Below are 13127 nucleotides of genomic sequence, written 5' to 3' on the forward strand. Positions count from 1 at the left end.
CGGTCCCGGCCGCGATCGCATCCCCGCGGCGACCGCTTTCTTCGGCGCTCAGATCCGGCCCGACGGTCGGACCAGAGCTGCCGCGGGCGATCCGGAGCGCCGGAAGGTCGCGGGTCGCCGGTGATCCTTCGCCGGCGCTCAGACGAGCGCCGGCGCCTTCTGGTCGACGACTTCGCCGTAGAGCGTCCACGTCCTGGCCTGCGTGATGCGCGCTCGGACGAACCGGCCGACGAGCTCCTGCCCTCCGGCGAGGTGGACGATCTTGTTCGTCCGGGTGCGGGCGGTGAGGACGCCGGGATCTTTTTTGCTGGGCCCTTCGACCAGCACCTCGAGCGTCTTCCCGACGAGGGTCTTTTGCTTTTCGTAGGCGATGCGGGCGATCCGCTCGTTCAGCGCCGCGAGGCGGGCCTTTTTCACCGAAAGGGGCGTGTCGTCCGGCATCTTCGCCGCCGGCGTCCCTTCCCGCGGGGAATAAATAAAGGTAAACGCCGCGTCGTAACCGACTTCTTCGACCAGGGAGAGGGTCGCCTCAAAGTCGGCCTCCGTCTCGCCGGGAAAACCGACGATGAGGTCCGTCGTGAGCGAGACGCCCGGAATGCGGTCCCGGAGGGCCCGGACGAGTTCGAGATACCCTGCCCGGGTGTACTTCCGGTTCATCCGCTTCAAGATGCGGTCGCTCCCGGATTGCACCGGGAGATGAACGTGCTCGACGAGGTTCCCGCCGAGGGCGAGGGCTTCGATCGTGTCCGCGTCGAAGTCCCGCGGATGGCTCGTCGTGAAGCGGACCCACGGGATGTCGATGCGGCGGACGTCCCGCAGGAGGTCGGCAAAGGTGTACCGGCGGGTCTGGAAGTCTTTGCCGTAGGCGTTGACGTTCTGACCGAGGAGCGTCACTTCTTTGTACCCCTGCCGGGCGAGGTCGCGGATCTCCGCCAGGATCTCTTCCGGCGGCCGGCTCCGCTCCTTGCCCCGGGTATAGGGAACAATGCAGTAAGTGCAAAACTCATCGCAGCCGTAGGAGATGTTCACCCACGCCTTGAGGCCGCCCTGGCGCCGCTTCGGCAGCCGCTCGACGATCTCGCCCTCCATGTTCCACACTTCGACGACCATTTCTTTTCCGAGGAGGGCGTCCCGAAGGAGGACCGGCAGCCGGTGGATGTTGTGGGTGCCGAAGACGAGGTCGACGTGGGGGTGCTCGGCGAGGATGCGGGCGACGACGCCTTCCTCCTGGGCCATGCAGCCGGCGAGGCCGAGGATGAGGCCGGGCTTTTCCGCCTTCAACGTCTTCAGGCGGCCGAGCTCCCCGAACACCTTGTCTTCGGCGTTTTCCCGGATGGCGCACGTGTTGAGGAGGATGACGTCCGCCTCTTCCTCCACCTCCGTCGGCCGAAAGCCCATGAGCTCGAGGATGCCGGCCATCGTCTCCGCATCGTGCATGTTCATCTGACAGCCCCACGTGTAGATGAGGTACGTCTTTCCCTCGCCGAGGCGGCGGAGCTCCGGCGAAAGCGCCCCGTCGAAGTAGACGACCGGGGCCTCGCCGCGGCTCCGCTTCCGGCTCAGGTCGATGACCGGCGCGGAGCGAATGATCGCCCGGCGGGTCATGCCCTTCACCCGGACGACGGCCTTGCCGTCCGCCTCCAGCCGGACGTCGAGCGGCAGCCGGGCCATGGCGGGGGAGACCGGCGCGGATTTTAAGTCCGTTCGGCCGTCCCGTTCCATTTTTGCTCGCTCCTTTCGTGAAATCATCTCATCGGATTATAACACAAAGGGCCCGTCTTACGCTTGATCGCCGGAACGTTTTTCGTTATGCTGGCAATGGATAAATTTTCATACTGCCTTGCGAAAGGAGCGACGACCGTGCTCGGTCGGGTCCTCTCCGGCGGCTTCGAAGCGTGGGCGAACCGCTTCTGGCCGCTCCTCGGCGCGTTTCTCCTCTTTACCGCCCTCGTCCTGATCCCGGCGGAGATCATCCTGGTGTACGAACGGAACCTGTACGGGGCCGACGCCCCCGGCCTCTGGTCGAACGTCGTGAGCGTCCTCCTCACCGCCATCCTCTCCCGGGGGTATTATCTCACCTTTCTCCGAGCGGTGCGGGGAGAGCGGCCGCAGGTCGGCGAGGTGCTCGCCTATCCCCTCGATTTCTGGAAGTACCTCGCCGCCGGCCTGCTGTACGGCGCCGTCGTGGCCGTCGGCTTTCTCCTGCTCATCCTTCCGGGCCTCTACCTCCTCGTTCGGCTGTCGTTTTTCCCGTACGCCATCGCCGACGGCCTCGGACCGCTGGAAGCGCTCTCCAAAAGCTGGCAGCTTACGAAAGGGCAGTTTTGGGGCATCCTCGGCCTGTTCTTCGTCCAGTTTCTCGTCCTGGTCGCTGGATTCATCGCCCTTCTGATCGGCATCTTGCCGGCGGCGACGCTGGCCACCGCCTTTCAGGCGAACTATTACGCGCGGCTCGCCGAAACCCCTCCGATCGAGGAAAAAGTTTCCCGCCCCTGACGACCGGCAGACCGGAACGGAAGGCAAAAAATGAGGCTTGTTCCCCCTCCTAGATGACGAATATTATTCTTCCTGGCCTGGTCAACGTTCGGTATTATGGCCGCGACCGTACGGGCCGGAACGGAACATTTTCCATGGAGGGGTCAGGGTGAACGGACTGGAAAAGCGCTTTGAACTGCGCGCCCGCGGCACGAACGTTCCGCGAGAGGTCCTGGCCGGTGTGACGACGTTTCTCACGATGGTCTACATCGTCGTCGTCAACCCGATCATCTTGAGCCAGGCCGGCGTGCCGTTTCAGCAGGTGTTCATGGCGACGATCCTCGCGACGGTGATCGGAACGCTCTGGATGGGACTTTTCGCGAACTATCCGATCGCCATCGCCCCCGGGATGGGGATGAACGCCTACTTCGCTTTCGCCGTCGCCGGCAGCGCCGGCGTGCCGTACGACGTCGCCTTCGGAGCGGTGTTCGTCGCCGGTGTGCTCTTTTTGCTGCTTTCGCTGACGCGCTTCCGGGAAGCCCTCATCCGGGCGATCCCGGACAATCTGAAGCACGGCATCACCGCCGGCATCGGGCTTTTCATCGCCTTCATCGGCCTGAGGCTGAGCGGCATCGTGACCAAACACCCGGAAAACCTCGTCACCCTCGGCGACCTCCGGGCGCCGGCGACGGCCCTCGCCCTCGGCGGGCTCCTCGTCACGGCCGTCCTCTTCGTCCTTCGCGTGCCGGGAGCGCTCTTTTTCGGCATGGTCTTCACCGGCGCCGTTGCCTACGGTCTCGGCATGCTCCGCTTCGACGACGGTTTCGTCTCGGTGCCGAGCATGCCGGAGTGGCTCGTGTTCGAAAGCCCGTGGCAGGCCGTCTTTGACGTCGTGCAACACGGCCTGTATGCCGTCGTCTTTTCGTTTTTGCTCGTGACGCTGTTTGACACGACGGGGACGATGATCGCCGTGGCCGAACAGGCGGGGCTCCTCAAAAACGGCACGATGCCCCGCGTCCAGCACGCCCTCCTCGCCGATTCCGTCGCCACGACCGTCGGCGCGATGCTCGGCACAAGCCCGACGAGCGCCTACATCGAGTCGTCCACCGGCGTCGCCGCCGGCGGCCGGACGGGACTTACGGCCGTCGTCGTGGCGGCGCTCTTCATCCTGAGCGCCTTTTTCGCCCCGGCGGTCTCCGCCGTTGCCGGCCTGGCGGCGATCACGGCGCCGGCGCTCATCGTCGTCGGGAGCCTCATGCTGCAAAGTCTGCGGCACATCCGCTGGGACCGGTTCGAAGAGGCGTTCCCGGCCTTTCTCATCGCCCTCACGATGCCGCTTACGTCGAGCATCGCCACCGGCATCGCCCTCGGCTTCATCGCCCACCCGCTCTTGATGCTCTTTTCCGGTCGAGGGCGGACGGTCCATCCGCTTCTCTGGCTGTTTGCCGCGTTGTTTCTGGTGCAGCTTCTCTTTTTGCCGCACGTCTGAGGTCAAGCGGCCGAGGACCCGATCCGTCCGCCCGGCCGACGGAGCGCATGGCGACGCCGTCGGGATCGTTCGAGGAGGGCCGATCCATCCGCCCGGCGCACGGAGGCCGGTTTCGCCGGGCGGCATTTTTATGGCCGCCGTTCATCGCCGCATTTGACGGCCGCCTTTTTATCACCGTCGAGGACCAAGGAGGTTCGCCGCCCATGGACGGACACGGACCGGTGGATACGGTGTTTCTCGAAGGGATGCTCTTTTTCGGCCGGCACGGCGTCTTTCCGGCGGAAAAAGAAAAAGGCGGGCGCTTTACCGTCGACCTTCGCCTGACGGTCGACCTCGCCCGAGCCGGGGAGACGGACGCCCTCGCCGAAACGATCGATTATGAAAAAATATACACCCTCGTCCGGGACATCGTCGAGGGACCGCCCAAAAACCTCCTCGAGGCGGTCGCCCGGGACATCGTCGAGGCGTGCTTCCGTTTCGATCCGCGGGTCGCGGCGGCGGAGTGCACCGTGCGGAAGCTCGACCCGCCCTTTCCCGGGGCGCTTTCGGCCGTTGGCGTCACCGTCCGGCGCCTGCGTCCCCAGGAGGCCCGGCCGCACTGACCGTCCCCCCGATCGGCGCGCCGAAGCGCTCCGGCTGCATCGACCGCCTCCCGACCGGCGCCGCCGGTCACCAGATCGTCGCGCCGCCGTCGACGACGAGCGTCGTCCCGGTGATGAACGACGCCGCGTCGGAGGCGAGAAAAAGGATCGCTTCGGCGATCTCCCCCGGTTCGGCCGCCCGGCCGAGGGGCGAGGCCGCCGCCAGCCGCTCGCCGACGTCAGGCCGGGCAAAGAGGTCTTCCGTCATCGGGCTCCGCACCCAGCCGGGGGCCACGGCGTTGACGCGAATCCCAGGGGCGTAGCTTACGGCCATCGCCCGCGTCAGGGCGAGCACGCCGCCTTTGCTCGCGGTGTAGGCGTGGGTGTCGTTCGGCGCCGCCTGGCCGACGAGGGCATCGTCGGAGGCGACGTTCACGATGCTTCCGCCCCGCTCCAGCATGAGGGGGATGAACGCCCGGGAGACGAGAAAAACGCCGGTCAGGTTCACCGCGAGCACCCTCGCCCACGTCTCGACCGCCACCCGATGGACCGGTCCGTCGCCGAGCGGCCGGCCGCTTGTGCCCGCGTTGTTGATGAGCACATCGATCGAAGGAAACGCCGCCCGAACGGCGGCCGCCGCCTGTTCGACCTCGCCCGGTTCGGCGACGTCGACGCGAAGCCACCGCGCCACGGTGCCGAACGCCCGTCCGGCTTCGCCCACCGCCCGCTCGGCCTCCCGCCCTTCCGCTTCGCGGACGTCGAGCAAAAACACCGCCCGCGCGCCTTCCGCCGCCAGCCGCACGGCGACTTCCCGGCCGATGCCCCGGGCCGCGCCGGTGACGACGGCCACTTTGCCGACAAAACGCCGCCCGGCCTCACTTTTGTTCACGGGTCGCATCGATGGTCGCATCATGCCGTCCCCCTTTCAGACCCGAGCAAGCTTTTCATCATGAACCGTCATCCGAGCCGTAAGCGACGCCGACGATCCGGAGGTGCTGCTTCCGCCCCTCGATCGAAAACCACACCTCGTCGCCCCGCTTTCGCCCGAGCACGGCCTGCGCGATCGGCGCGGTAAAAGCGACGAGGTCGTCCTCCCAAAACTCCGCCGCCTCGTCGACGCCGACGATCGTAAAGCGCCACCGCTCGCCGGCAAATTCACCGCCGATCCCCTCGACAACGACCGTCGCTCCGAACTGGACGACGTCCGTCGGGGCCGCCGGAGGCGGGGCGACTTCCGCCTCGGCGATTCGCTTTTGCACTTCGTTCAGGCGTTCATAGAGCACGGCCGGGACCGGCACCGCCGGATCGCTTTCGGCGTGTTCGGCGCGCCATCGCTCGATCTCCGCTTCGAGCGCGGCGCGTTTTTCCTCCAGAAGTTTGAGTCCCCGCGGCGTCACCCGGTTCGGCGTGCCCGGCGGGAGGTCGGCAAGGGGCGGCACGATAAACAGCTCGTTCGGAAGGTCGTCTTTCAAAAACGCTTTGCTCATCGCTGCCTGGTTCGGAAAACCTACCTGAATTGAATTTCAGGCAGGGACCCCGCCGAACCAGGCGTTCACCTCCTTTCGGAAATCGGGGTCTGGGCCCGGGCGTCCCACCCGGTGTGCTCACGGGAAGGTCATCCTTCCCCGTCCCCCGGTCTCGTCTGCACGGACTTACAGGGTGCGCGCTGCACCCGCAGAACGGAGGGCGCCGGGGGAGAGGTGGCGAAAGCCGCCACCGCAAGCACCGATCTGTCAGATTCGCCCTACCGGGTTTGTCCGAACTCCCGGCCAAACGGGGTTACCGGAAAGCCAAAGCGAGGATCTTGAGTTCGCGCCAGCAGGAGAAGAAGCTTTCCTGCTGCCGGCGGGCAAGCCCGTTGTGCAGAAGAAGCTTCGTCTCCAACGCCTGAAGCGCGGCTTCGACCTTCCGGGTCATCCCGATTCCTTCCCTCGGCAAGAGATTCCCCGTCGGTTTCCGCCGTTCTTTCACCCGAAGCACGAAGTCCCGAACCTCGCGCGTGATACGCTCCCGGAAACCCATGGCCCGCCTGCCGATGACCAGGGCCGCGGCACCGTGAACGGGAACGCCGTATTTCTTTTCGTACTTGAGCCGTCCAATGGTGGAGGTGTGCTGCGGCGAGGCGGGTTTGTACCCGACATTTTCTTTGCTCGCCCGCCGCATCAACGCCTGAAGGACCATCGCATAGGGAAACTGGGCGGCCATCCGGTTGAACGTTTTTCCCCAGTCCAGCCTCCCCTGATCGAAACTCAGCGTTTCCATCGCCAGAGGCTTCCCCAACGCTTTGGCGACGTCCACGACCACCCTGGCCAGGACGCCGATGAGATACCGGCGCCGGAACCCGGAAGCGTACGCGAGTTCGGGGACCCGGAGATACAGAAAGCCCGACGGATACAGGATGATTTGAAACTCCCCGTCGTATTTGCCCAGGTTCTTCGGATGGGGAATCCGGAATCCTTTCGGCCACGGTTCGGGGAGGCCGCAGGAAGAGACGTTGGCAATTCCGAGGCCGTCGGGATTGGTGTCGACGGAAAGAACGCCGCGGGAAAGATCCGGCTCGGGACGTTCGTCCAGTTCCAGCGCGATGTGAACGCGAAAGCGTCCGTCCGGGCCCCGGATCAGTTCCACGGTGTACGGCCGCTTTTCGGCAAGCCACCCGAGAAGGCGCGCCCGGTGCTTCTCGGGAATCCAGAGCCGGCCAAGGACGCGGGGGGCCCGGCGCATGATCGGTCGACCCAGAGCATCCACGCCGGTCGCCTCCGACAGATGGGAAATCGTGACGGCCATGCGGAATGCATGCCCGTCGAAGGTGATCTTCAGGTTGGGGTTGCCGCCTTTGGTGCGGTCCCCGCGGGCGTAGAGCCGGTTCTTCCGGGCCGCCCGCCACTCGTCCCGGGTGGCCTTTCCCTTGCAGACGCTCCGCCAGAGCTTTCTTCCTCCAAAGATCGCCGTGGGGACGGTTCCGTTTTCTTTGTGTTCTTTTAACTCCCTTAACTTCTTTTCCAGCGCCGAGACGCGGGCCTGCTTTCCTTGGACGGTCCGATCGAGCGTCCGGAGTTCGTCTTTCGGAAGGCCGTTCTTTTCGGCCCGGCTCCGTTTCTCCATGGCCCGGCCGAGTTTCTTTCTCGCCCTTCGAAGCTTCGCTTCGGTCGTGTCGATCTCAAGCTCCAGAAGTTCTTTCTGCGCATCGATCATGCCTTGCGCCTTCAGGCGGGCATCGTCGACGTAGCGGGAGTTGAGGCCAAAAAGATCCTGGCCTTGCTTTTTGATTTCCGTGCGGGAAACTCCCTTCAAAATCCGCCTGTAAGACCACCGCAGGCAAGCGGAGAAAAGCCGCATCTCGGTGGTCAGGGGATCTTCTTCGCCCCGGGCCCACTTCCGCGATCGAAAGGCCGGATAAACCTCGGGGAAAAATTCCCCGACGATCGTAAAACGATTCTTCACGGACACGCCGCATCAGCTCCTGAAAGCCCCGGCGGATTTTCCTTCCCCCTCGGGCGCCGTCAATCCGGGCGGAAAAAGACGTGACGATGGCCAGAAGATCCTGAACGAGCTCCGCGTGAGCCTCTTCCGGTTCTTTCTGTGAGATCACTTCGATTTCTACGCCGCAGAACTTCAGGTGCCGTTTGAGGTAATCAAAACCAAACCGCGTCAGGCGGTCGGGATATTCGATGAGAAGCCTTTTGAACTCGCCCTGTTCGGCCGCCTTAAGCATTCGGTCCAATCCGCGGCGCTTCTGATTCAGGCCGGAGGCCACGTCCGTGTACTCGGCGGCCACCCGGTATCCTTTCTCCCCGGCGTAAGCCCGAAGCCTTTCCAGCTGCCGTTCGAGGTTTCCCGCGTCGGCCTGTTTTTTCGTCGATACCCGGGCATAGAGAGCAACCGCATCGGCTTCTGTTTCGTTCATCCCTCCTGCCTTCAGGATGCGGTCGATTTCTCCTATTGGGTATCTTCGGTGGCCGCTCGGAAGCCGAATCGGTCGGATGAGTCCTTTTTTCTCCCACTCCCGGAGACGGTTGGGGTGCACGCCGAGCTTTTTCGCCGCTTCGCGGATGGATAGAAGTTCCATGTCTCTATAGTATCAAGACAGGAAGTTTCAGTCGAGAACAGGCTGGTTATTTATAACTGCTACGAACCTCCTCACCAAGCGGGATTGAAAGCCCATCAACATCCCGTGTCGTCGTCGCCCGACCACCGGCTACAAACGGCGCCGGCGCACGGCGCCGGAAGCGCCGTCCCGTTTTCCTCCGGCCTGCTCGAGCGTTAGACTCCCCCGGCAGCGGAGCGTGCGTCGAGGGCCGATCATGCCTTCGCATCCGACGTCACGGATTCAAGCCGCCTGATCTTGCCCCGGATGACCTCCACGTGCGCCAAAGCCGCCCGGCGCCCCGTTTCAATGAGCCCTTCAGGATCGTCGACCCACACCGTCGCCCGATAGCCGTCCATATCCGGCGTCATGAGAATGTCCGCCTCCCGGTTTCGGCATTGAATGAGGTGATGTCCGGCGATTTCCAGGCTGCGCATGAGCACATCGTAAATGTGACGAATTTCGGCGACGCGGGGCGCCGGGGAAACATCCACACCGATCACCACGTCCACTCCCATTTGCCTGAGCACGCCGGCCGGGACGCGCGCGACGAGCCCCCCGTCGACGAGGACCTTGTCCTCGACAAACACCGGCGTAAAGATTCCCGGAATCGCGATGCTGGCCCGAACGGCCACATCGGCCGGCCCTTCCGTGAAAACGACCATTTCACCGCTTTTAAGATCGGTGGCGACGACGGCGGTCGGAATGGCGAGGTCTTCAAGTCTCTTGCCCCGCGTTAAATCCCGAACGAGCGCTTTGAACCGTTCGCCCTTAAGCAGTCCGTAGCGCGGTGCCGACACGTCGACAAAGCGGCGCCACTCCAGCGTCTGGGACAGTTCCTGCAGCCGCCCGACCGGTAGACCGCTCGCATACAGCACGCCGATAAGCGCCCCGACACTGCTTCCGGCAATCGCGTCGATCGGAATGTCAGCCTTTTCCAACGTTTCGATCACGCCGAGGTGAGCCAGCCCGCGAACGCCGCCTGCGCCCAGGGCCAGACCGATTCGAGGTCGCACGTGTGCCTCCCTCCGCGAAAACAGACTTCCAGCTCCTCTTGGGCTCAAGAATTCCCGGCAGCCGTTTTTGTGATATGCCGCTTAATAGGATAACCGAACTTCAGGCAGCCTCCAAACTCTCATCCCCCGCAGGAGGATCAGAATGTGCCATCGCTCCCCAACCGCGCTTTCCTCCTCTGAACCAGCGATTTCGGCGCCGGGCATCGACAGGCCGCCTTGGCGCTCGCCCAAGCCCTGAAAGACTTGAAGCCGGGCGGCGACACCCTCGCCGAGGCCCTGGCGGTCGGCGTGCCGATGTTTCTGGTTCACGCGCTCCCGGGACCGGAAAAAAAATGCCCGCCTCTTTGTCTCCCTCGGCCCGGCCGAAACGGGCGACGAGAAAGCGCTCGTCCGCTGGGCGGAAAAGCTCGCCGATCCCGCGTTTCATGAGGCGTGGCTCGCCCGGGCCAAGCCGCACCGCCCCAAAAAGGCCGCACGGGCCGCAGCGGAGGCCGCTTTGCGCCTCATCCCGTCCTCTTTGCGCTGGCTTTTTGGGTTTTTTGGGCATGATGAGCATAAACGGAGCGGGAGGCGGAAGGGATGCTCTTAACCGAATGCCGCAAAGAATTCCTGCGCCACTTGATTGAACTTTATCACAAAACGCAGCTCCCCGTCCACGACGAAACCCTGGCCAAGGCGATCGGCGTGAGCAAGTGGACGGCGTACGACATGGTGAAGGAACTGGAAAAACTCGGCTACCTGATCCGCGACTACGTTCTGACTCCCGGAACCGCCGGCCGCTCCCAGGTCGTCTTTATCCCAAGCCTGAAGGCGATCCGGCTTTTCGAACAGGGTCGAAAAAGAAAAGGCCTGGGAGAACGAGTGGCCCGAGGTCAAGGCCAAAATCCTCGAGACGCTGAATCGGGTCAAAAGCCAGGCCTTCGCGAAATCGTCCAACCGTTTCTGCACGAGCTCGTGCACGCCGGATCGCGGGCCGCTTTCGGAGCGCGGTTCTTCGGGCTCCTGCTCGCCTATCTGCGCCAGCTCGACCGGAAAACCGAAGCGCTGATCCAAAACCTCCTCTCCCATGTGCCGGCCGGAAGAACGCGCCTTGCGCTTTTCATCGGCACGGTTTTCGGCCTCGTCGCGCAAGCGGAAGGACGCGATCTGGACCTCACCATGGCCGAACTCATCGGCCGGTATGTGCAGTCGATGGTCGAACTGACCGAGCAGGAGGTCCGCTTACTGGACGACTTTCTGCGGGAAGCATGCCTCTAAAGGGAAACATGGAGGCGGACGTTTCTCCGCCGTATTTTTGGGTTTTTTGGGTGCTTGAGAGAACAACCAGGAACCAAACGGGCAGGTGTCGAACATGCTGGACGCGATGGCCCGATGGGTCGTCAAAAAAAGAGTCCTCATCGTCATGCTCTCCTTGCTCCTTCTCTTCCCGGCCGGGTACGGGATGAACCATACGCGCATCAACTACGACATCTTGGCCTATCTTCCGGAGCGCCTCCCTTCGGTCCAAGGGCAGAACATCCTGAACCAGGCCTTCGGTTACGGCGCCACAGGCATCCTCATGCTCAAAAACAAAAGCGACGTCGAAGCGGAAGCGCTCAAGGAGCGCCTCGAACAGATCGACGGCGTCGAAGCCGTCACCTGGATCAGCGACCTGGCCGATTTGGCCGTCCCCCGGGAATTCTTGCCGGCGGAACTCATCGACCAGTTCTATGCCGATGACGGCACCTTGATGCAAATCCAGTTTCAAGAAGAAGCCGCCTCCCTCAAAACCGATCGGGCGGTTCGGGAAATCAAAGCCGTCTTAGGGCCCGACGCCTACTTTGCCGGTACGCCGCCGATGCTTGCCGAGCTGAGGGCGCAGCTGGAAAGCGAAATGCCCCTCTATTCGCTGGCGGCCGTCGTTCTCACGCTCGTGCTTCTCGGACTCACCCTGCCGTCGTTTCTCCTTCCCGTTTTGATTCTCCTGTCCATCGGCGTCGCCATCGTGTACAATCTCGGCCTCTCGTACTACCTGGGCGGCTCGATGTCCTACATCACCGCCGCCGTCGCCGGCGCGCTGCAACTGGGCGTAACCATGGATTTTTCCATCTTTCTCGTCCACCGCTACGCCGAAGAGCGGCGCACCAAAGACAAAGAAAGCGCCATGGCCGACGCCATCCGCCACACGGCGCAGGCGATCTTGACCAGCGCGGCGACGGCGATCGCCGGTTTTTTGGCCATGACGGCGATGGCGCTCGGGATCGGCGGCGATCTCGGAATGACGATGGCCCGCGGCGTGTTCATCAGCGTGCTGATGATTTTGACCTTGCTGCCGTCGTTGATCCTGATCTTCGAACCGTGGATCGAACGCTTTCAGCACCGCACCTTCGTCCCCGATTTCGACGCCCTCGCCCGGCGGATCGTCCGCCACCACAAGCCGATCTTTGGACTCTTTTTACTTCTGTTCATCCCCGCCTGGATCGGTTATGCCTCGGTGGACGTCGTCTACGACATCGATCGGCTCATGCCGAAGAATCTTCCGGCCATCCAAAATCTGGAGGCGATCCGCCGGGTCTTTCCCTCGACCGAATCGGCTTTTCTGATCACGGACGATACGCTCTCCGCTTCGGAGCGCACGCACATCGTGAAACAGATCGAAACCTTGGACGGCGTGAGGCGCGTGATCGGCCTCGACACGCTGATCGACCCCACCGTGCCGGAAGCGTTCGTACCGGAAAACGTCAAAGCGATGTTCGCCCAAGACCGTTACAACCTGTCCATGATCCAACTGACGTACGGGGCGTACGACGAGCGCACGACCCGGATGATCGAAGCGGCGGAAGCCATCATCCGCCCTTATGCGGGGCACGCCTACTTGACGGGCCAAGCGGTGCTCCAAAACGATCTCGTGACGACGGTCCAAGACGACAGCCGGCGGGTCGACCTGATCTCCATCGCCGCGATCTTTTGGATCATCCTCATCGCCTTTCGTTCCCTCGCTTTGCCCATCGTCCTGGTCGGAAGCATCGAGCTGGCCATTTTGTTCAACCTGGGCCTCGACTTTTACCTCGGCCGTTCCATGCCCTTCATCGGCACGTTTGCCATCGGCGCCATCCAGCTGGGGAGCACGATCAACTACGCCATCTTACTCGTCACCCGCTTTAAGGAAGAACTGGCCCGCCAGGAGACGAAAGACCCGAAAGCGGCGATGGCGCGCGCCGTATCGGCCAGCGGCGGCGCCATCCTGAGCAGCGCGCTGGCCCTGTTCGCCGCGGTCATCGGCATCTGGATGGTGACCGACATTTCGCTCCTCGGCGATCTCACCTTCATGATCGCCCGCGGCGCCCTCATCTCGCTCACCGTGATCGTTTTCTTGCTCCCGGCCGTGCTGCTCACCCTGAGCGGTTTCATCGCCCGGACGACCATCGGTTGGCCAAAGCAACCGTCCTGAAGCACAGGCCCCGACGTCCGAATGCACCGACCCAAGAAAGAAAGGAGCG

Annotated in this window: 11 protein-coding genes; 5 read left to right on the top strand and 6 right to left on the bottom strand. The window is 63.5% G+C overall.

What is annotated here, in order from left to right; translation table 11 throughout:
* Nucleotides 1–138: 138 nt before the first annotated feature.
* Entirely contained in the window at nucleotides 139–1605 is a 1467-nt protein-coding gene (miaB, locus tag K2M58_RS08530) for a tRNA (N6-isopentenyl adenosine(37)-C2)-methylthiotransferase MiaB (RefSeq protein WP_252393613.1), read from the bottom strand.
* A 255-nt stretch (nucleotides 1606–1860) separates the two neighbouring features.
* Between miaB and K2M58_RS08535 the strand changes: the two genes are divergently transcribed.
* The 3 genes from K2M58_RS08535 (at nucleotide 1861) to folB (ending at nucleotide 4566) form a co-directional block, all read left to right on the top strand.
* The gene (locus K2M58_RS08535; protein ID WP_169816876.1) at nucleotides 1861–2496 is read left to right on the top strand and encodes a DUF7847 domain-containing protein; all 636 of its coding nucleotides are present in this window, start codon (nucleotides 1861–1863) and stop codon (nucleotides 2494–2496) included.
* A gap of 157 nt (nucleotides 2497–2653) precedes the next feature.
* On the top strand, nucleotides 2654–3964 hold the full coding sequence (locus tag K2M58_RS08540) for an NCS2 family permease (RefSeq protein ID WP_066198068.1): 1311 nt from the start codon (nucleotides 2654–2656) through the stop codon (nucleotides 3962–3964).
* Between the two features lie 203 nt (nucleotides 3965–4167).
* On the top strand, nucleotides 4168–4566 hold the full coding sequence (gene folB, locus K2M58_RS08545; RefSeq protein WP_252393424.1) for a dihydroneopterin aldolase: 399 nt from the start codon (nucleotides 4168–4170) through the stop codon (nucleotides 4564–4566).
* Nucleotides 4567–4633: 67 nt separating this feature from the next.
* On the opposite strand, the gene K2M58_RS08550 is transcribed toward folB, so the two are convergent.
* The 5 genes from K2M58_RS08550 to K2M58_RS08565 all read right to left on the bottom strand — a co-directional run bounded on the left by K2M58_RS08550 (nucleotide 4634) and on the right by K2M58_RS08565 (nucleotide 9648).
* The gene (locus K2M58_RS08550; RefSeq protein WP_211258094.1) at nucleotides 4634–5455 is read right to left on the bottom strand and encodes an SDR family NAD(P)-dependent oxidoreductase; all 822 of its coding nucleotides are present in this window, start codon (nucleotides 5453–5455) and stop codon (nucleotides 4634–4636) included.
* A gap of 37 nt (nucleotides 5456–5492) precedes the next feature.
* Entirely contained in the window at nucleotides 5493–6032 is a 540-nt protein-coding gene (locus tag K2M58_RS08555; RefSeq protein ID WP_220677216.1) for a GreA/GreB family elongation factor, read from the bottom strand.
* A 292-nt stretch (nucleotides 6033–6324) separates the two neighbouring features.
* Entirely contained in the window at nucleotides 6325–7740 is a 1416-nt protein-coding gene (locus K2M58_RS08560; protein ID WP_252393425.1) for a DUF4200 domain-containing protein, read from the bottom strand.
* Complete coding sequence (locus tag K2M58_RS12660; RefSeq protein ID WP_252393426.1) at nucleotides 7706–8614, bottom strand: IS607 family transposase; 909 nt, start codon at nucleotides 8612–8614, stop codon at nucleotides 7706–7708. The genes K2M58_RS08560 and K2M58_RS12660 overlap by 35 nt, the downstream gene beginning before the upstream one ends.
* 233 nt (nucleotides 8615–8847) lie before the next feature.
* Entirely contained in the window at nucleotides 8848–9648 is an 801-nt protein-coding gene (locus tag K2M58_RS08565; RefSeq protein WP_220677217.1) for a patatin-like phospholipase family protein, read from the bottom strand.
* Nucleotides 9649–10227: 579 nt separating this feature from the next.
* Between K2M58_RS08565 and K2M58_RS08570 the strand changes: the two genes are divergently transcribed.
* Nucleotides 10228–10905 carry a LexA family transcriptional regulator gene (locus K2M58_RS08570; protein WP_252393427.1) on the top strand — a complete coding sequence of 226 codons (678 nt, stop codon included), beginning with the start codon at nucleotides 10228–10230 and terminating at the stop codon, nucleotides 10903–10905.
* 94 nt (nucleotides 10906–10999) lie between these two features.
* A complete protein-coding gene (locus tag K2M58_RS08575; protein ID WP_220677218.1) occupies nucleotides 11000–13078 on the top strand; it encodes an efflux RND transporter permease subunit in 2079 nt (692 codons plus the stop codon).
* The last annotated feature ends 49 nt before the right edge of the window (nucleotides 13079–13127 follow it).

Origin of the sequence: Hydrogenibacillus sp. N12 (genome assembly GCF_019645935.1) — a bacterium.
Taxonomy (GTDB): domain Bacteria; phylum Bacillota; class Bacilli; order Thermicanales; family DSM-22653; genus Hydrogenibacillus; species Hydrogenibacillus schlegelii.